Below are 17,886 nucleotides of genomic sequence, written 5' to 3'. Positions count from 1 at the left end.
CAATGGCGCTGACCATCGGTGTGGACATTGGCGGTACGAAGGTCGCGGCGGGAGTCGTGGACGAGGACGGCCAGATCGTCGAGCATCTCTTGCGGCCCACCCCGGCGGAGAATCCGGACCAGGTCGCCCACACGATCGGTGACGCGATCCTGGAGCTCTCCAAGGGCCGGGAGATCGAGGCCGTCGGTCTCGGCGCGGCCGGGTTCGTCGACGAGACCAGGTCCATTGTCCGGTTCGCCCCCAACCTCGCCTGGCGCGAGGAGCCCCTGCAGAAGAAGGTCTCCGACATGGTCGGCCTTCCCGTCGTGGTGGAGAACGACGCCAACGCGATGGCGTGGGGCGAGGCCAGGTTCGGTGCCGGTCGCGGCGAGACCCACCTGGTGTGCGTGACCGTCGGTACCGGCATCGGCGGCGGCATCGTGTTCGACGGCTCCCTCTACCGGGGGCGCTGGGGCATGGGCGCCGAGCTCGGCCACATGCAGGCGGTCCCCGGCGGACGTCTGTGCGGGTGCGGCAACCTCGGCTGCTGGGAGCAGTACGCCAGCGGGAACGCCCTGGTCAGCGAGGCCAAGAGGATCGCCGAGGCCGAGCCGGACCAGGCCGTCAAACTCCTGGAGATCGCCGGAGGAACGCCCGACCAGATCGAGGGCCAGGAGGTCACCGAGGCCGCCCGGCAGGGCGACCCGGCCGCGCTGGCCGCGTTCTCCTCGATGGCCCGCTGGATCGGCCAGGGCCTGGCCGACCTCGCCGCCGTCCTCGACCCGGGCTGCTTCGTCCTCGGCGGCGGCGTCTCGCGTGCCGCCGACCTGTGGATCGACGAGACCCGCGAGTTCTACAACACCCATCTGAGCGGCCGGGGGCACCGCCCGCTGGCCGACATCCGCTGCGCCGAACTCGGCGCGGCGGCGGGTCTGGTGGGTGCCGCGGATCTCGCCCGCAGGCGCTGACCGCTTCCGGCGCGTACGGCCGCCCGCATGCCGATGGGGGCGGGCGGCCGGCACGCCCGGAGATGAGCGTGCCGGTCGGGGTGAACGGCCGGCACGCCCGGCGGTGAGCATGCCGATCGGAGCGGGTGGCTGGTACGCCCGGCGGCGCGCGGCTATCCTCGCGGCACGCGTCGCGAAGTGAGGTGGCCGTGGTGCTCAGGATCGCCAGCTACAACGTGCGCTCCATGAAGGATGACGTCCCGGCGCTGGGGCGGGTGGTCGCCGCGCTCCGCGCCGACGTGCTCTGCGTGCAGGAGGCGCCCCGGTTCCTGTGCTGGCGCCGCAGGCGAGGGCGGCTGGCCGCCTTCGGCGGGCTGGCCGTGGCCGCGGGCCGCCGCAGGGGCGGGGTCGCCGTACTGACCGGTCCCGGGGTGCGGTTGCTGCACGGGGAGGGTCATCTCCTGGAGTCCTTCTTCCCCCTGGAGCGGCGCGCCATCGCGATCGCCGTGGTGGAGGCGGACGGACGGCGGGTCGCCGTCGGCTCCATCCACCTGGACCTCGACGAGACCGCCCGCCGCCGCCACGCGGACGAGGCGGTGAGGCTCCTGCGGGAGGTGGCCGACCGGTTCGGCGCGCTGCCGGTGCTGGCGGGAGACATCAACGAGCAGTCCGGCCAGCCGAGCTGGCAACACCTCGCCGAACGGCTGACCGACTGCTATCCGGTCTCGCCGCGCGGCGACGGCTTCACCTTCCCCGCCAGGGGCCCGCACAAGCGGATCGACGCGATCTTCGCGGTCGAGGGTTTCTCCGTGGTCTCCTGCGGCGGGGTCGACGCCGACCCGGCCGATCTGGTGGCCGCCACCGACCACCTGCCGGTGGTCGCCGAGCTGGACCACCCGCGTCCCGAAGGCGAGGCGCCTCCGGACCTTGTCGCGGAACCCGTCGCGGACGCCGGTCCCGGTACGGCCCCGGTGAGATCCCCCGGCGCCGGCGACCACACGGGCCCCGCGCGAGGGGAGCCCGATCCGGGCCTCCCCGGGGAGGCGGGAGAGCCGGGGGAGACGGGAGGACCGGCGTCCCGGTGACCGTTCCGATGACCAAGGACAGGCCGTCTTTCCAGATCGCGCCGGTCAAGTGGGGAGACCGGCACACGGGGAGCGCGCGAGCCCCGTACCATTTGAAACATGACCCGTCGCCTTCCGCGGCGTGCGCTGGTTCTCTGCGCGGGAGGCCTGCTCCTGCTGTCTCCGCAAACGTTCCCAGCCCACGCCGATCCCGTCAGCCCGCCCGCGGCCGAGGCATGGCAGGCTCCGGTGAGCGCGGGCCTGAGCAGCGACGGATCGCTGTCCGACGTGGCGGGGGTCTCGGCCACGAGCGTGTGGGCGGTCGGCCAGCAGAGCGTCTGGGACGTCTGGCAGAGCCGCGGCGCGATCACCCACTGGGACGGTTCCTCCTGGAACGAGGTCGGCATCCGCAACGACCCGACCGGCGCCGGGCCCCTGCGTTCCGTCGCGGCGGCCTCGGCGACCGAGCTGTGGGCCGTCGGCGAGGGGCACGACGGCCTCCCCTATCTGGCGAGGGGGGACGGGGCGTCCTTCGACAGGGTCATCGTCGACAAGCTGCACTCGGGCGACTGGCTGGGCGGGGTGGCGGCCGTTCCCGGCCGGGTGGTCGCGGTCGGCCGCCGCGACAAGCTGCCCATGGTCGTCACCGGCACCGGCTCGAAGTGGAAGCTCACCCACCTTCCCGACCGGGGCACGCTGTACGGGGTGGCGCTGTCGGGCAAGAACGACGGGTGGGCGGTGGGCGACACCGGTGGCAAGCCGTTGATCATGAAGCAGTCCGGCGGGCGCTGGAAGACCTTCAAGGCCCCCGATATCGCCGGCGGCTATCTGCGTGACGTCCACCTCGACGGGCCCAAGCGGGCCCTCGCCGTCGGCGGCGTCTACCGGGAGGCCGGTGGGATCGTCCCGCTGGTCCTGTCGTGGAACGGCAAGAAGTGGTCTCGGGTGTCCCTCCCCGCCGGCGACGTCCGCCTGTACGGGGTGACGGGTGACCGCAAGGGTCACTTCTGGATCTCCGGGGTCGACCTGGAACGGCCCGGCGAGGCGTTCCTGCTCCGCTACGACGGACGCACGGTCAAGGCGCTGCGCGGTCCGGAGACCGCCGCCCCCCGGACGGTGCGGCTCCAGTCGGTGGCCTACCTGCCGGGCACCGGCACCGTGTGGACCGTCGGCCACGTGGTCGACGCCTCCGGCAAGTACACCGACGTGATCGAGCGCTTCGGCACCTCGGAGCGCGCCAAGCCGTAGCCGGGCGGCGACGGTCGTGCCCGGCGATCGTGGACGACCCGCTCGGGCGAGCGTGGCAGATGGCCCGCTCGGACGACCGCGGCCGAGGACCCGTTCGGGTGGGGTGGCCGTGGCCGGGCGCCCCGCTCAGATGACGGCGCCGTCGTCCCAGCCGGAGTCGTTGGGCGGGCCGTCGCCCATGCGGACCACCAGCGCCACGAAACCGCCGATGAACGCGGCGACCGCGGTGAAGAGCATCCACCCCTGCAGGTTCCAGTTGAGCGCGGCGCTCAGCAGCAGGTAGGCGGGACCGCCGAACAGTGCCAGCCATGCGATCTTGGTGGTGGCGTCGGTCTTGGGCAGTGGGGGCGGGGGCGGGGGCACGTAGTGCCCCTCTTCGTCCTCGCCGTCGGGCTGTTCCGTACTGGATTCGGTGTCGTCCGCGGGGTCGTCCTCCCGCAGGAGGTCCTCCTCGTCCGACTGTTTGATCACCCGTCGCGGAGGCTCGGCCGGAAGGTTCTCACTGTCCGGCCACGGCTGATTCGCCGAGTCACGCTCGGCGGTGTCGTTGAAGGACGCGACGATCTGACGCCAGACCTCGTCCTCATCGCTTTGAGGTGTCACCTAGCTGGGCCCGTTGTTCATCAGCCGATCACTTTCTCCCGGAGACCGCGCATCCCCCGCTCGCGATCAGTCTCTCTGCAAGGGTACAGACGCGTTCGCGGTGATGAACTCCAGGCTCCCCGCAAAGATCCGATCAGCGTCGTTGTCAAGCGTCGCGACGTGATAGCTGTCGGCGAGCTCCACCACATTCAGATTCCCCCCGGTCAGCCTCTCACGCAGAATACGCACACTCCCCGGTTTCACAACATGATCCTGCGGACTATGGAAAACCAGGACGGGCTGGGTGATCTTACCCAGCTCCGATCGGGTCAACGACCACAGCCGCAGGAGGGTGGCCGCGGCCTTGACCGGCGTACGCGTGTAGCCGAGTTCGGCCGCCCCCTCCTTCTTGATGTCCCCGGCGACGCCGGGCACCGACGCGACCACGAACCTGAGCAGGGGAGCCAGCCTGAGCAGTGGCACGTCGTTGACGATCGACGGGTTGACGACCACCAGTCCCTTGATCCCGTCACCGTGCACCTCGGCCAGCCGCAGCGCCATGCACCCGCCGAGCGACAGGCCCATGACGAAGACCTCGGCGCAGCTGCCGCGCAGGTCCGCCAGGGCCTTGTCCAGCTCGGCGTACCAGTCCTCCCAGCGGGTGCGCGCCATCTCCCGCCAGGTGGTGCCGTGGCCGGGCAGCCTCGGGAGCGCCACCGTCATGCCCGCCGCCGCCAGGTATTCACCCCAGGGGCGCAACGACTGTGGCGATCCGGTGAATCCGTGGCAGAGCAGGACGCCGATCTGTCCCCCCGCATGGTGGTACGCCTCCGCACCGGGCATGACTGGCATCGCGGCTCCTAGTAAGTTTCGCCCGATCGTCGCACGACTGGGACGTGTTTTGCGAGAGGTCGATTTGGGTGGTTCGGTGGGGTAGGTGACCGGGATCGGAAGTGGGAGGATAACTCCAGGTCCACGCCTGTCAACCGAAGGAGCATCGAGTGTTCTACTGGGTGGTGAAGGCCATCCTCTCGCCCTTCCTCCATCTGATTTTCCGTCCCTGGGTGGAGGGCGTGGGGAACGTGCCGAAGGAAGGGCCGGTGATCCTGGCCGGAAACCACCTGTCGTTCGCCGACCACTTCTTCGGGGCGCTGTTCCTGCGGCGCAAGGTGATCTCCCTCGGCAAGTCCGACTACTTCACCGGCCGCGGTCTCAAGGGAATGATGAGCAAGGCCTTCTTCAGCGGTGTCGGCACCGTCCCCATCGACCGCTCCGGAGGCAAGGCCAGCGAGGCGGCCCTGCGCACCGGCAGACGCATCCTCGACGAGGGGCACGTGCTCGCCATCTACCCGGAGGGGACCCGCTCCCACGACGGCCGCCTCTACAAGGGCAAGACCGGTGTGGCCCGCCTGGCGCTGGAGTCGCGCGTGCCGGTCATTCCGTGGGCGATGGTCAACACCTTCGAGATGATGCCCCCGGGCAGCGTCCTTCCCAAGCTGGGCATCCGCCCGGGGGTGAAGTTCGGCAAGCCGCTCGACTTCGCCCGCTACTACGGGATGGAGGAGGACCGCCTCGTCCTGCGCGCCGTCACCGACGAGATCATGTACGCGCTGATGGAGCTCTCGGGTCAGGAGTACGTCGACAAATACGCCGCGAGCGCCAAGGTCGAGGCCGCCCGCGCCGCCAAGGAGGCGAAGGAGGCGGCCAGGCAGGCCGCCAAGGAGGCGCGCCGGCGTCCTTCCCCGGGTGGAGACGGGACCACCGGCTGAGGCGGGCTCAGAGAGTCGACTCGCGGATGACCAGCTCGGGCTGGAACATGATCTGCTGATGGGCGTGCGACTCGGGGTTGTCGCACTCGTCCAGCAGCAGCTCGGTGGCGACCCGGCCGAGCCGGTGGGTCGGCTGCCGGACGGAGCTGAGCGAGACCGTCGACGCCGAGGCGAAGTCGATGTCGTCGTAGCCGATGAGGGAGATGTCCCGGGGGACCCGCACGCCCGCCTGGAGCAGCCCGCGCAGCATGCCCAGGGCGAGCAGGTCGTTCGCGCAGAACACGGCGTCGGGCAGACGCCCCCCGGCGATCATCTTCTCCGCCGCCTGCTGCCCCGACCTGGCGTTCATCGCGCCCATCGCGATCTCCTCCAGCGCCTCCCCGGGGTCGCGGCCCGCCGCGGCCAGCGCCCGCTCCGCGCCGATCAGGCGGTCGGCGCACTGGCGGATGGTGAGGGGGCCGGTGACGTAGGCGATCCGCTCGGCGCCGGTGGACAGCAGGTGGGAGACCGCCAGCGAGCCACCGGTGATGTCGTTGACCGCGACCGAGCACTGGTCGGCGCGTTCGGCGGGGTGGTCCACCAGCACCACGCTGATGCCGCGTTCCTTGAGCTGGTCGAGCTTGGCCAGGTTCTCCCCGGCGGGCGTGATGAGCACCCCGCGGACCCGCTGCTCGGCGAAGACGAGCAGGTTGCGCTCCTCCTTGAGCCGGTCGCCCGAGGAGTTGCCCAGGATCACCGCGTATCCGCGCTCGCTGGCCACCTCCTCGACCCCCGCCGCCACGTCGGTGAAGAAGGGGTTGCCGATGTCGATCACCGACAGGCCGACGGTGCGGCTGTGCCCGGCCCGGAGGCTGGAGGCGGAGCCGTGCCGGACGAACCCGAGGTCGCGGATGGCCTCCTCGACCCGGGTGCGGGTGGCCTCGGCGACCTTCTCCGGGCGGTTGAGCACGTTGGAGACCGTGCCGGGGGACACCCCGGCCCGTGTCGCGACTTCCTTTATGCTCACCGAACTCATGTGCATTGATTAAAACGTAACAACCGATGGTCCGCCAGTCGGCACCGGTACTTTCGGCCCACCTGACGGTTTCCGGCCCGCGATCCGACACGGGGGCGTTGACAGTGTCATGCGTGTCACATAGCTTTTTCACCGTCGTTAAAACGTTTTTAAAAAGATCTCACCTCGCCGCGCCCCGGGTCTCCCACGAAGGCCCCGCCGGGTGTCCGCGGGAGGTGACGGGTGAACGAGCGAGCGGAGAGGTGTCATGACGTCGCCGGTTGAGGAACTGCTGCAGCGGTCGCACGCGCTGGGGGCCGATCCGCGGAACACGAACTTCGCGGGGGGCAACACCTCGGCCAAGGGGACGGCGGCCGATCCCGTGACCGGGACCCCGGCCGAGGTGATGTGGGTCAAGGGTTCCGGGGGAGACCTGGGCACCCTGGCCGAGCGCGGCCTGGCGGTGCTGCGGCTGGACCGGCTGCGGGCGCTGGCGGGGGTGTACCCCGGGGTCGAGCGCGAGGACGAGATGGTCGCGGCGTTCGACTTCTGCGCCTTCGGCACGGGCGGCGCCGCGCCCTCGATCGACACCGCGATGCACGGCCTGGTGGACGCGGCACACGTGGACCACCTGCACCCCGACGCGGGGATCGCGATCGCCACCGCCGCCGACGGGGAGGCGCTGACGGCGCGGATCTTCGGGGACCGGGTGGTGTGGGTGCCCTGGCGGCGGCCCGGTTTCCAGCTGGGACTGGACATCGCGGCGATCAAGAAGGACAACCCCCGGGCGATCGGGTGCGTCCTGGGCGGGCACGGCATCACCGCCTGGGGCGACACCTCGGCCACCTGCGAGGCCAACTCGCTGGAGATCATCCGCACCGCGGAGGCGTACATCGCCGAGCACGGCAGGGCGGAGCCGTTCGGGCCGGTGCTCGCCGGGTACGAGCCGTTGGACGAGGAGGCGCGGGCCGCGCGGGCGGCGGCGCTGTTCCCCGTGGTGCGCGGGCTGGCCTCCACCGACGCCCCGCAGGTCGGCCACTACACCGCCACCGGCGAGGTGCTGGACTTCCTGTCGCGCGAGCGCCACCCCGAACTGGCCGCGCTGGGCACCTCGTGCCCCGACCACTTCCTGCGGACCAAGGTGGCCCCGCTGGTGGTGGACCTGCCCGCCGGCGCGCCGATCGAGGACGTGGTCGCCCGGCTGCGGGAACTGCACGCCGCCTACCGCGAGGAGTACGCGGCCTACTACCGGCGGCACGCAGTGGAGGGCTCGCCCGCGATGCGCGGTGCCGACCCGGCGATCGTGCTGGTGCCGGGGGTGGGCATGTTCTCCTTCGGCAAGGACAAGCAGACCGCGCGGGTGGCCGGGGAGTTCTACGTCAACGCCGTCAACGTGATGCGCGGCGCCGAGGCGCTCTCCTCGTACGCGCCGATCGAGGAGAGCGAGAAGTTCCGGATCGAGTACTGGGAACTGGAGGAGGCCAAGCTGCGCCGGATGCCGCCCGCCCGCCCGCTGGCGACGCGGGTGGCCGTGGTGACCGGCGGCGGCTCGGGCATCGGGGCGGCGACCGCGCGCCGGCTCGCCGCCGAGGGGGCGTGCGTGGTGGTGGCCGACCGCGACCTCGGCGCCGCGCGGAAGGTGGCCGCCGAGCTGGGCGCGAAGGCGTACCGGCCCGAGGACGTCGCGGTCGCGGTGGAGGTGGACGTCACCGACGAGGCACAGGTGGTCGCCGCGCTCCGGGCGGCGGTACTGGCGTTCGGCGGGGTGGACCTGATCGTCAACAACGCGGGCCTGTCGCTGTCGCGCTCGCTGCTGGAGACCACGACGGCAGACTGGGACCTGCAGCACGGCGTGATGGCCCGCGGGTCGTTCCTGGTCTCGCGGGAGAGCGCCCGGGTGATGATCGCCCAGGGGATGGGCGGGGAGATCGTGTACATCTCCTCCAAGAACGCGGTGTTCGCCGGACCGAACAACGTGGCCTACGGGGCGGCCAAGGCCGACCAGGCGCACCAGGTGCGGTTGCTGGCGGCCGAGCTCGGCGGGCACGGGATCCGCGTCAACGGCGTCAACCCCGACGGGGTGGTACGCGGGTCCGGCATCTTCGCCTCGGGGTGGGGGGCCAACCGGGCCGCGGTGTACGGGGTGGAGGAGGAGAAACTGGGCGAGTACTACGCGCAGCGCACCCTGCTCAAGCGCGAGGTGCTGCCCGAGCACGTCGCGGGGGCGGTCTTCCAGCTGACCCAGCTCACCCAGACCACCGGGCTGCACATCCCGGTCGACGCGGGCGTCGCGGCGGCCTTCCTGCGCTGACCGCCGGTCCTCGGTTCTCCTCGTCCGGCTCCCGTACCGCGAGGCGGACGGGGACGTTCCCGCTTCCTGATTTCTCATCCTGTTTCCCGCTTTCTGAGAGGGGCTCGCATGCAGTCGGCACCGGGGACCGGAGGGTTCGCGCGATCCGAACAGTCCGCGCCGTCGGCGCGGTCCGGGCAGCACGCGCAGACCGTGCCGGCCGGGCGGACCGGGCGGACCGGGCGGTACGCCGCGGTCGACCTCGGCGCGTCGAGCGGCCGGGTGGTCGTCGCCGAGATCGGGCCGGACACCCTGGAACTGCGCGAGGTGCACCGTTTCGCGAACGTGCCCGTCCGGGCCGGAGGCACGCTGTACTGGGACATCCTGCGGATCCACCGGGGAGTGCTGGACGGCCTGCGCGCGGCGGGCCCCGTCGACGGCATCGGGATCGACTCCTGGGCCGTCGACTACGGGCTCCTGGACGAGGACGGCGCGCTGCTCGGCAATCCTGTCCACTACCGTGACGCCCGCACCGAGAAGACGGCCAGCCGGGTCCCCTTCGAGGAGCTCTACGCCCGCACCGGCATCGCCCGCCAGCCGTTCAACACCATCCACCAGCTCGCCGCCGAGACCCGGCTGGCCTCGGCCTCGACGTTGCTGCTCATTCCCGACCTGATCGCGTACTGGCTGACCGGGGAGGTCGGCGCGGAACTGACCAACGCCTCCACCACCCAGCTGCTCGACGCCAGGACCCGCCGGTGGGACACCGTTCTGACGGGCGGCCTCGGCCCCGCGGCCAGGATCCTGCCGCCGATCCGGCGCCCCGGCGAGGTGATCGGCCCGCTGGCGCCGGAGGTCGCGGGCGAGCTCGGGCTCTCCCCGGACACCCGGGTCATCGCGGTCGGTTCCCACGACACCGCCTCCGCGGTGGCGGCGGTCCCCGCGGAGAGCGAGCGGTTCGCCTACATCTCCTGCGGCACCTGGTCGCTGGTCGGCGTCGAGCTGGACCAGCCCATGATCAGCGAGGAGGGGCGGCGGGCCAACTTCACCAACGAGGCGGGCATCGACGGCACCGTGCGCTACCTGCGTAACGTCACCGGGTTGTGGCTGCTGCAGGAGTGCATCCGCACCTGGGAGGCGGAGGCCGCCCCGGCGGAGACCCCGCCCGGCGCGGAGCCGTCCACCGGGTCGTTCACCGGGTCGCCCGAAGAGCCGGCCGGCGGGGCTTCGGCCGACGCCGGGGACTCGCCTGCCGGGGCGCCGGGAGGGCGGGTCGACCTGGAGGAACTGCTCGGGCAGGCCGCCGGGGAGGTGCCGTTCCGGTCGGTCGTGGACGCCGACGACCCGATCTTCCACGCGCCCGGCGACATGCCCGGACGCATCGCCGACTTCTGCCGCCGTACCGGCAGGCCCGTGCCGGAGACCCGCGCCCAGACCGTCCGATGCGTGATCGACTCCCTGGCGCTGGCCCACCGGGCGGCGATCGAGGACGCCCGGCGGCTCACCGGGCAGGCGGTGGACACGATCCACATCGTCGGGGGAGGCTCGCGCAACGCGCTGCTCTGCCGGCTCACCGCCGACGCCTGTGGCCTCCCCGTGGTCGCGGGGCCGGTCGAGGCCACCTCGACCGGCAACGTCCTGGTCCAGGCCAGAGCCGACGGGGTCGTCTCCGGCACCCTCGCCGACCTGCGCGCCCTGGTCCGGCGCACCCAGCACCTGGAGCGCTACGAGCCCCGCCCCGATGCCGGGATCCCGCCCGCGGACGCGCTCGGCGGGGCGGTTCCCGCCGGAGGGTGAGTGGATGTCCGCCGCAGGATCCCCGGAGGTGCGCGGCCGGGGGTCCTGGGCTCGCGGGACGCGCGGTGGCCGGTCAGGGCCTCACGGGGTGCCCGACCCCATGAGGTGGGTGCGGATCTGGCGGATGTGCTCCGGAGTGGTACGGCAGCAGCCGCCGACGAAGGCGGAGCCCGCGGCGGTCCACCCGGCCGCGGCCTCTCCGAACTCCACCGGGTCGGCCAGCCCGAGCCAGCGCCGGTTCGCGGAGTCCCAGACCTCGCCGGAGTTGGGATACACCATGGTGGGCTTGCCCTTGATCTGCGAGATCAGGCTGAGCACGTGGCGCGGTGCCGTGCAGTTGACGCCGATCGCGATCACCTGGGGGTTCCCGGTGAACAACCCGGCGGCCATCTTGAGCGGGGTGCCGTCGTTGATGTGCTCGCCGTCGCGGCAGGAGAAACTCACCCACGCCCGCATCTCCGGCGTCTCGGCGAGCAGCCGCCTCAGCGCCCTGGCCTCGGTGTAGGACGGGATGGTCTCGCAGGCCATCAGGTCGGCCTCGCTGTCGGCCAGGATGTGCCAGCGGTCGCGGTGCCAGTCGGTCAGGCCGTCCTCGTCGAGGTCGTAGTCGCCGGTGTACTCGGCGCCGTTGGACAGGTAGGCGCCGTACGGGCCGACGCTGGCGGCCACGGTGCCCGAACCGTGGGCGTCCCTGGCCTGGGCGGCCAGGTGCACGGAGAGCAGGATGAGGTCCTCGGCCTCGGCGGCGCTCAGACCGCGCCGTACGAACGCGGGGATGCTCGCCTGGTAACTCGCCGTTATCGCCACCTCGGCGCCCGCGGCGAAGTAGTCGAGATGCGCCTGCCGGATCACGGAGGGGTTCTCCAGCAGGATCTTCGCCGACCAGAGATCGTCTCGCAGGTCCGCGCCCAGCTCCTCCAAATGGGTGGCCAGGCCGCCGTCCAGAATCACCATCCCGCTACTTTATGTGGCGCGGCCCGAGTTGGAACCCCGCTCTTCCCGCCCTTGGTCCTGCTCTGTCCCATATCGGTCTCGTGGCATCTTCACCGCGCACGGTGATCCGCCGGTGATCCGCGCCCGCGTGAGGGCCGGATCCAGGGAGGGGCCTGCCGATGACCACTGCCGTGCCGTGCCGATGACCGCCGCCGCGCCGGGGACTCCATCTCGCCCCCGTGAAACGACGGGATACGGCTACGCGTCACCCCTCGCTGTCGTCCGAACCGGCTCGCCGCCCGGTAGATGTCTGTGAGGCTTCAGGACGGAGATCGTGAATGGACGACGGGTTCGACGGCGGGTCCGGGAAACCGGCCCGAAGCACGCTCTTCGCGGGTGTTCGTGCCCGGAGGTGGTCTCGTGACCGTTCGAACGGTCACGAGACCACCTCCGGGCCCTCAGGTCGCCACGGATTCCCGGCGCGGGATCGGGGAGGTCACCGCTTCCAGAACGGGCGTCGCCTTGCGGGGCCCGCCAGAGACTCCAGGACCTCCTCGGCCCGCCGCCACAGGGTGTCCACGTCCCCGCCGGCCTGCAGCTCCTCGGCCAGGGCCGCCAGCTCCGCGTGGCCGCCGAGGTAGACGGCGAGGGCCGCGAGGCGGCTGCCCAGGTCCTCCAGCAGGCGCAGCCGCTCGGCGGCGGGCAGGGAGGCCGCGGCGCGCAGCCGCCTCAGCTCCTCGGCGAGCTGCTCCCTCGGCGGCTCCTGCGGCGTGCCCTGCCTCGGGGGAGCCCCGGCCGGCGCGGGACGCAGCATCCGGGCGCGGTCGTCGAAGCCTCCGGCCGCCGCGTCCTGCGGCAGGCCGCCGACGGCCGGGCTCGCCGCGAACCTCGGCATGGAGCCGGGACGGGCCATCCCCGGAGGCGCCCCGGGGGACGGCGGCGGGCTCGGGGCCGCGCTCTCGAAGGCCATCGAGGTCATCATCATCGGCGCGGCGGCGACCGGGCTCTCCCAGCCGCTGGGCGGCTCCACCGGCTGGATCACCCGATGCGCCGGGCCGCCCTCGGCGACCACCTGCGTGTCGACCGCGACGAAGGCGGTGAACCGGCAGAGCACCCCGTATCTGAGCGAGGTCTCGACGATCTCGGCCTCCAGGGACCGGTCACCGGCCGCGTAGCGGTCCTCCAGGGCCCGCAGCCGCGCCCGCGCCCAGATCGCCCGTACGGCCGGATTGTCCACCGTCGACGCGGTGACCCTCCGCTCCCACGGCGAGCCGTCGGGGCCCAGGCCCCGTACGGTCAGCGCTCCGGCGGCCGTGCCGCGGTAGCGGCCGAGCACGGTGAGCGGGACGCCCGAGTAGATCGAACCGACGTGGCTGACCGTCTCGGTGACCAGGTCGAGCCCGTCGGCCTTGAGGGACAGGTCGGTGACCAGGGGGGCGCCGATCCGGCGGTGGATGTGCTCCATCGCCTCGTCCAGCCGGTCCTCGGACTCGACCAGCTCGCACCTGCCCCCGCCCAGCCCGGCCAGCCTGCCCAGGAAACCGGCGTTGACCGCCCTGTCGATGCCGACCGTGTGCACCCGCACCCCGGCCAGCCCGGCGCCGAGCCGCTCCAGGATCTGGTCCTCGTTGCCGACCTGCCCGTCGGTGACGAGCACCAGCACCCGGTCCCCGGCGGAGTCGGCGAGCAGCGCGGCGGCCCGCTCCAGCGGTGACAACATCTCGGTGCCGCCGCGCGCCTCCAGCCTGGCCAGGTGCTCCACGGCCCGGTAGCGGTTGCGGTCGGACGCCTCGGACAGTCCCTCGCCGAGCCCGTCCGGATACTCCACGACGGTATCGAAGGAGAGCACCGCGAACCGGTCGCCCGAGGTGAGCGTGTCGACGATGCGCGCGGCGGCGCGCCGGGCGGCCACCATCTTCCAGCCGGTCATGCTGCCCGAGCGGTCGAGCACCAGCACCACGTCCTTGGCCCCGGTCCCGGCGGGCGCCGGTTCGGGGACGACGGTCAGCGTGAACGTGCCCTCGCTCTCGTCGTCTCCGTCCGGGGCGAGCGCGAGGGAGGTGGAGGCGTCGAAGGCCAGGCGCAGGATGAAGTCGCGGTCCAGCCGCTCACCCGGCTGGAGGCGGATCACGGTGCCCTCCTCCCGCACCACGTGCAGGCTGGAACGGACCTCGCGCAGCTCCAGACCGGCGGGGTCGACGGAGACGGCGAGCGACAGCCGGACCGGGTTGGGGAAGCCGGGCAGCAGCACCGGCGGGGTGATGCGAGAGGCGTCGGGGACCGCGTCGGTGTCCGGGGCCCAGCCGTCGCCCGCGCGCTCGCCGTCCAGCGGGGTGCCCGGGACGTAGCGGGGGGCGACGACCAGCGGGAAGCGGAAGGTGGCCGCGCCGTCCTCGTACGGGAGCGGCTGGTTCAGCGTGAGGTGCACGGTGACCCGCTCGCCCGGCACGATGTTGCCGACCCTCATGGTGAAGACGTCCGGCCGGTCCTCCTCGGCGATCGCGGCCCGCTTTCCCTGGGAGATCGCCTGGTCGTAGTCGGCCCTGGCCTGGCCGCGCTCCTTGAGCACGCCCTCGACGACCCGGCCGTCGGCCTCCATCCTGAAGGCGGTCACGGCGGCCCGGTCGGGCAGCGGGAAGACGTACGTCGCCTCAAGGGCCACGTCGTGCGGGTTGCGGAAGCCCTGGACCACCTCGACCCCGGCGCTCAGGCCGGACACGGCGGCGGTCACGTCCACGCTCTCCAGCGGCAGGTTGCCGCGTTCGGTGGCGAGCGCCCCCATCCCGGCGTCGGGGACGGGCAGGCACTCCTCCGGCGGCAGTGTGGTGATCGAAGTGGTCATGCGTGCATTCCTTCCGGAGGTGTGAGGCCGCGTTCGCGAAGGAGCGACAGGAGTCCCTCCGAAGCGACGGCGATCTCGGCGAGGTCATCGGGTGAGGGGGCGTGTCCGCCCGTGTCGAGCACCAGCGTCACGCCGTTCGCGAGCCGTACGCCGTGGACGAGCACGGCTTCCGGGGTCGGCGGTGCCGGGGGAGTCCTGCCGGGCGGGTTCTGGGCCTGCGGGACCGCGGCGGGGAAGGTCTTGCCGGAGGGGGCTTTACCGGAGGGGGCTTTACCGGACAGGGCCGGAGCGGGCGGGACATGGCCGGAGGAAGCAGGAGGGGCCGGAGCGGGCGGGACTTCGCCGACCGGGGCCGGGGGCGGCTTCGGCGGAGCGGGGTCGGTGGTCGCCGGGGCGGTGGCTGCCAGGGCGGCGGACGGCCCGGCCCAGAAACGCGGGCGTGCCGCCCGGGGAGAACCGGTCCCTGCCGGAGGCGCGGGCGGGTGCCCGGGTGCGTGCTCCGGCCGGTGCTCCGGTGCGTTTTCCAGCGCGGGCTCGGGGAGCCGGGCGATCGACTCCAAAGTCTGGTCGGTGGCCCCCGCCAGCTCGGCCTGGATCTCGGCGATGGTCCGGCCGTCGGACTGGCGCCGCTTGACGGCGACGATCTGGAGCAGGTGACGCCTGCCGTACATGGCCACGCGGCCCCGGCGGGCCAGCGGGGGGTCGAGGAGGCCGATCGTCGAATACCAGCGGATGAGGCGCTCGTTGGGCATGTCCCTGACCCGCCCGTTGAGCTGGGCGGTGGGGGCCAGCGCCGCGGACGCCCGCTCGGCCAGTTCACCGATGGTCCATTCCATGTCTCTATGGTGACACTGTAATCATGACAGTGTCAACATGATGGCCGGAATAGGGAGGCAGATAGATGGGTACGGATATTTCGTAGCAAAGGGGAAACTAAGCTCGAAACAGGGGGGACACTTCATGTCCGCGATCACCAGCCCACTCACGCCAGAAGACAAGAAGACCATTGCCGTCGTGCTCCAGGGGGCTCTCGTCGACCTGCTCGACCTTTCGCTCTTGACCAAGCAGGCCCACTGGAACGTGATCGGCCACAACTTCCGGTCACTGCACCTGCAGCTCGACAAGATCGTCTCGTCGGCCAGGAAGCACGCGGACACCGTCGCCGAGCGCGCGGTGGCCCTCGGGTGCAACCCCGACGGCCGGGCCTCCACGCTCACGAGCACCAGCGAGGTGCCGCAACTGGAGTCGGGCTACATCAACGACGGCAAGGTCGTGGCCGCCATGACGGACATCCTCGGATCCATCATCCGCCGGATGCGTGAGCGCATCGAGGCCGCCGAGCAGCCCGACCTGGTCACCCAGGACCTCCTCATCGAGATCACGCAGGACCTCGAGAAGCACCACTGGATGATCGAGGCCCAGCGCTAGATCGTCTTTCGGGGCGCCCCGGCCCGTGAGGGCCGGGGCGCCTTCCGCATGAGTTCCGGCCAGATGGATGGACCCGGCCGCGCCGCAGGATCACTTCGGAGGGATCGAACACGTCCTTCTAACGCTGAAAGTGCCACAACAGCATCGACGGCGTTCCGGCGATGGCCGCGTGCGCCGCCTCGGGCGCCAGGTCGCACAGGGCCCACGGCCACACCTCCCACGGCTCCAGGACGTCGGTCCGCTCGCCGGGCTTCTCCGGCGGGTGCCGTGGCTCCTCGCAACGCCGTACCCGGAGCCCGGCCGCCAGCGCGGCTCGCAGGTAGTCACCGACCAGGTGGCGGTAGGTGGCCACCCTTCCCGGCCGGCCGTCGGGCAGCCGTACGGGCGGGACCACTCCCCGGGCCACGCCCTCGGGATGGATGTCGGTGATCACCAGGTGCCCACCGGGCCGCAACACCCGCGCGAACTCGGCCAGCACCGGGTCCAGGGCGGGCACATGTGTCAACGCCAGCGAGCAGACCACCAGGTCGACGGACTCGCCGGGCACCGGCAGCGATGACAGGTCACCCGGTTGGAACTCCGCCTGCGGCACCCGCCGGCGCGCCCGCTCCAGCATGTCGGGTGAGCTGTCCACGCCGCGCACCCGATGGCCGCGCCCTGCCAGATAGGCCGCGATCCTGCCGGTGCCGCACGCCGCGTCCAGCGCGTCGCCGGACGGCAGCGCGTCGACCAGTTCCCTGATGAAGGGCTCGTCGGCGTCGAACGCGGCGTTGGGGGTGTCATAGGTCTGCGACCAGATCCGGTAACCGTCCACGGTGTCCACGCGGGCCACCTCGACAGCGGCGCAGGCAAGGGAGTCGTCGTCGAGGAACTCGCGGATCTCGGTCAGGCGCGCCTCGACGAACGCGCGGTCGTGCTCGCCGGTGTAGGCCCGCATCAGGGCGATGCCCTCAAGTCCGAGCACGTACGCCAAAGGATGCTCGTAGATCACCGCGACACGCTAACGGCGGCTGCCGCGAGGAGGCCACCGGATTTCGAACCGGACGGGCACGCCCTGGATGCGCCAGGCTTCCAGGGCCTGAACTCCTCAGGAGCCGCCGTCCCGAGCACGTTCCGGAGCGCCGGGAGAGGATGATCGCGTCCCCGTGGCGCTACGGGGCGGGGACCTTCCTGTCGCCGTCCCCGAGCCAGACCAGGTCGGAGTGAGCGGTCCGAGGCGACTCCTGCAGGCCAGAGCGATGGTCTGTTCAGAGAAGCCTGCGTTCGATGCCGTCCGGGCGCACCAGCACGCCACCGGCGCGCTCCGCACCCACGCGACACCCGGGCCGAGTGGGAGGCGTTCGTCGGCGGCGTCAGGGACGGCGAGTTTGATTTCCCCGCCCGTTGACCGTACCGGCCGCCGAGTGGCACGGCCGGGCAGTGAGGCGATCCACCTTGCCCCCCGGCCTCTGCGGGTCCCGTCATACCTCGGTGGTAATCGACGGGCGGCGCCCGGAACCTGGAGGCTTGTGACATGAGTGATGAGACCCGTGACATCGTGGAAGAACTGCTGCGCCGGATGGCCGAGGGCGATCACGACCGTACGGCGGAGCTGTTCGCCGAGCCGGTCGACTGGCGGCTCGCCTGGCCCGCCGAGGGGCATCCGGCGGTGCCGTGGATTCGCCCCCGGTCCGGCCGGGCCGATGTGGCGGACCACTTCCGGTCGCTGGAGGCCCATCACGTGCCCGAACTGAACGGCACGTCGGTGACGCGGATCCTGGTCGACGGGGCGCACGCCGTCGTGCTCGGGGACATCGCGCAGACGGTGCGGGACGGCGGGGCCTCGTACACCTCACCGTTCGCGCTGCACCTCACCGTCGAGGACGGGCTCGTCACCCGCTTCCACATCTACGAGGACAGCCTCACGGTCGCGCGGGCCCTCAGCGCTCAAATGTGATCGCGAAGGGCCCCTTCCGTCGTAGTGTCGAGGAAAGGGCTCACGCTGCCCGCCGGGCACCACCCTCTTCCGAGATC

The 17,886-nt window shown here is 71.9% G+C and carries 15 protein-coding genes; 8 read left to right on the top strand and 7 right to left on the bottom strand.

The window, feature by feature from the left end; translation table 11 throughout:
• The first annotated feature begins 2 nt into the window (after window positions 1-2).
• From ACVCAG_RS02890 to ACVCAG_RS02880, 3 genes are all read left to right on the top strand, one after another.
• Window positions 3-947 carry an ROK family glucokinase gene (locus ACVCAG_RS02890; RefSeq protein ID WP_440081836.1) on the top strand — a complete coding sequence of 315 codons (945 nt, stop codon included), beginning with the start codon at window positions 3-5 and terminating at the stop codon, window positions 945-947.
• Between the two features lie 191 nt (window positions 948-1,138).
• Window positions 1,139-2,011 carry an endonuclease/exonuclease/phosphatase family protein gene (locus tag ACVCAG_RS02885; RefSeq protein WP_440081838.1) on the top strand — a complete coding sequence of 291 codons (873 nt, stop codon included), beginning with the start codon at window positions 1,139-1,141 and terminating at the stop codon, window positions 2,009-2,011.
• A gap of 99 nt (window positions 2,012-2,110) precedes the next feature.
• Window positions 2,111-3,238 carry a hypothetical protein gene (locus ACVCAG_RS02880; protein WP_440081839.1) on the top strand — a complete coding sequence of 376 codons (1,128 nt, stop codon included), beginning with the start codon at window positions 2,111-2,113 and terminating at the stop codon, window positions 3,236-3,238.
• A gap of 126 nt (window positions 3,239-3,364) precedes the next feature.
• On the opposite strand, the gene ACVCAG_RS02875 is transcribed toward ACVCAG_RS02880, so the two are convergent.
• Both ACVCAG_RS02875 and ACVCAG_RS02870 read right to left on the bottom strand, forming a co-directional pair.
• Entirely contained in the window at window positions 3,365-3,841 is a 477-nt protein-coding gene (locus ACVCAG_RS02875) for a hypothetical protein (protein ID WP_447189420.1), read from the bottom strand.
• Window positions 3,842-3,907: 66 nt separating this feature from the next.
• Entirely contained in the window at window positions 3,908-4,672 is a 765-nt protein-coding gene (locus ACVCAG_RS02870) for an alpha/beta fold hydrolase (RefSeq protein ID WP_440081843.1), read from the bottom strand.
• Window positions 4,673-4,821: 149 nt separating this feature from the next.
• Between ACVCAG_RS02870 and ACVCAG_RS02865 the strand changes: the two genes are divergently transcribed.
• A complete protein-coding gene (locus ACVCAG_RS02865; protein WP_440081844.1) occupies window positions 4,822-5,589 on the top strand; it encodes a 1-acyl-sn-glycerol-3-phosphate acyltransferase in 768 nt (255 codons plus the stop codon).
• A 7-nt stretch (window positions 5,590-5,596) separates the two neighbouring features.
• Here the strand turns inward: ACVCAG_RS02865 and ACVCAG_RS02860 are convergent, their stop codons facing one another.
• Window positions 5,597-6,604, bottom strand: a complete 1,008-nt coding sequence (locus ACVCAG_RS02860; protein WP_440081846.1) for a substrate-binding domain-containing protein — start codon at window positions 6,602-6,604, stop codon at window positions 5,597-5,599.
• A gap of 247 nt (window positions 6,605-6,851) precedes the next feature.
• Between ACVCAG_RS02860 and ACVCAG_RS02855 the strand changes: the two genes are divergently transcribed.
• Both ACVCAG_RS02855 and ACVCAG_RS02850 read left to right on the top strand, forming a co-directional pair.
• Window positions 6,852-8,894, top strand: coding sequence for a bifunctional aldolase/short-chain dehydrogenase (locus ACVCAG_RS02855; RefSeq protein ID WP_440081848.1), 2,043 nt, complete (start codon window positions 6,852-6,854; stop codon window positions 8,892-8,894).
• A gap of 108 nt (window positions 8,895-9,002) precedes the next feature.
• Window positions 9,003-10,670, top strand: a complete 1,668-nt coding sequence (locus ACVCAG_RS02850) for an FGGY-family carbohydrate kinase (RefSeq protein ID WP_440081850.1) — start codon at window positions 9,003-9,005, stop codon at window positions 10,668-10,670.
• 81 nt (window positions 10,671-10,751) lie between these two features.
• Here the strand turns inward: ACVCAG_RS02850 and mmuM are convergent, their stop codons facing one another.
• The 3 genes from mmuM to ACVCAG_RS02835 all read right to left on the bottom strand — a co-directional run bounded on the left by mmuM (window position 10,752) and on the right by ACVCAG_RS02835 (window position 15,281).
• Complete coding sequence (gene mmuM, locus ACVCAG_RS02845) at window positions 10,752-11,624, bottom strand: homocysteine S-methyltransferase (protein WP_440081852.1); 873 nt, start codon at window positions 11,622-11,624, stop codon at window positions 10,752-10,754.
• A 475-nt stretch (window positions 11,625-12,099) separates the two neighbouring features.
• The gene (locus ACVCAG_RS02840) at window positions 12,100-14,445 is read right to left on the bottom strand and encodes a VIT domain-containing protein (protein WP_440081854.1); all 2,346 of its coding nucleotides are present in this window, start codon (window positions 14,443-14,445) and stop codon (window positions 12,100-12,102) included.
• Window positions 14,442-15,281, bottom strand: coding sequence for a MerR family transcriptional regulator (locus ACVCAG_RS02835; RefSeq protein ID WP_440081856.1), 840 nt, complete (start codon window positions 15,279-15,281; stop codon window positions 14,442-14,444). Before ACVCAG_RS02835 ends, ACVCAG_RS02840 begins: the two co-directional genes overlap by 4 nt.
• Before the next feature lie 124 nt (window positions 15,282-15,405).
• On the opposite strand from ACVCAG_RS02835, the gene ACVCAG_RS02830 reads away from it, so the two are divergent.
• Complete coding sequence (locus ACVCAG_RS02830) at window positions 15,406-15,873, top strand: ferritin-like domain-containing protein (protein ID WP_440081858.1); 468 nt, start codon at window positions 15,406-15,408, stop codon at window positions 15,871-15,873.
• A 118-nt stretch (window positions 15,874-15,991) separates the two neighbouring features.
• On the opposite strand, the gene ACVCAG_RS02825 is transcribed toward ACVCAG_RS02830, so the two are convergent.
• Complete coding sequence (locus ACVCAG_RS02825) at window positions 15,992-16,864, bottom strand: methyltransferase domain-containing protein (RefSeq protein ID WP_440081861.1); 873 nt, start codon at window positions 16,862-16,864, stop codon at window positions 15,992-15,994.
• A 522-nt stretch (window positions 16,865-17,386) separates the two neighbouring features.
• Here ACVCAG_RS02825 and ACVCAG_RS02820 point away from each other — a divergent pair.
• Window positions 17,387-17,809, top strand: coding sequence for a nuclear transport factor 2 family protein (locus ACVCAG_RS02820; RefSeq protein ID WP_440081863.1), 423 nt, complete (start codon window positions 17,387-17,389; stop codon window positions 17,807-17,809).
• Window positions 17,810-17,886: the final 77 nt, after the last annotated feature.

Source organism: Streptosporangium sp. G12, assembly GCF_052983175.1.
Note: the sequence above shows the minus strand (reverse complement) of the source record. Positions and strands in the feature narration are given on the sequence as shown.

What these genes read in the sequence shown, in the direction of transcription:
- ACVCAG_RS02870 (WP_440081843.1), bottom strand. Translation starts at nt 4,672, where the DNA reads ATGCCAGTCATGCCCGGTGCGGAGGCGTACCACCATGCGGGGGGACAG.
- ACVCAG_RS02835 (WP_440081856.1), bottom strand. Translation starts at nt 15,281, where the DNA reads ATGGAATGGACCATCGGTGAACTGGCCGAGCGGGCGTCCGCGGCGCTG.
- ACVCAG_RS02850 (WP_440081850.1), top strand. Translation starts at nt 9,003, where the DNA reads ATGCAGTCGGCACCGGGGACCGGAGGGTTCGCGCGATCCGAACAGTCC.
- ACVCAG_RS02855 (WP_440081848.1), top strand. Translation starts at nt 6,852, where the DNA reads ATGACGTCGCCGGTTGAGGAACTGCTGCAGCGGTCGCACGCGCTGGGG.
- mmuM (WP_440081852.1), bottom strand. Translation starts at nt 11,624, where the DNA reads ATGGTGATTCTGGACGGCGGCCTGGCCACCCATTTGGAGGAGCTGGGC.
- ACVCAG_RS02880 (WP_440081839.1), top strand. Translation starts at nt 2,111, where the DNA reads ATGACCCGTCGCCTTCCGCGGCGTGCGCTGGTTCTCTGCGCGGGAGGC.
- ACVCAG_RS02860 (WP_440081846.1), bottom strand. Translation starts at nt 6,604, where the DNA reads ATGAGTTCGGTGAGCATAAAGGAAGTCGCGACACGGGCCGGGGTGTCC.
- ACVCAG_RS02840 (WP_440081854.1), bottom strand. Translation starts at nt 14,445, where the DNA reads ATGACCACTTCGATCACCACACTGCCGCCGGAGGAGTGCCTGCCCGTC.
- ACVCAG_RS02830 (WP_440081858.1), top strand. Translation starts at nt 15,406, where the DNA reads ATGTCCGCGATCACCAGCCCACTCACGCCAGAAGACAAGAAGACCATT.
- ACVCAG_RS02890 (WP_440081836.1), top strand. Translation starts at nt 3, where the DNA reads ATGGCGCTGACCATCGGTGTGGACATTGGCGGTACGAAGGTCGCGGCG.
- ACVCAG_RS02820 (WP_440081863.1), top strand. Translation starts at nt 17,387, where the DNA reads ATGAGTGATGAGACCCGTGACATCGTGGAAGAACTGCTGCGCCGGATG.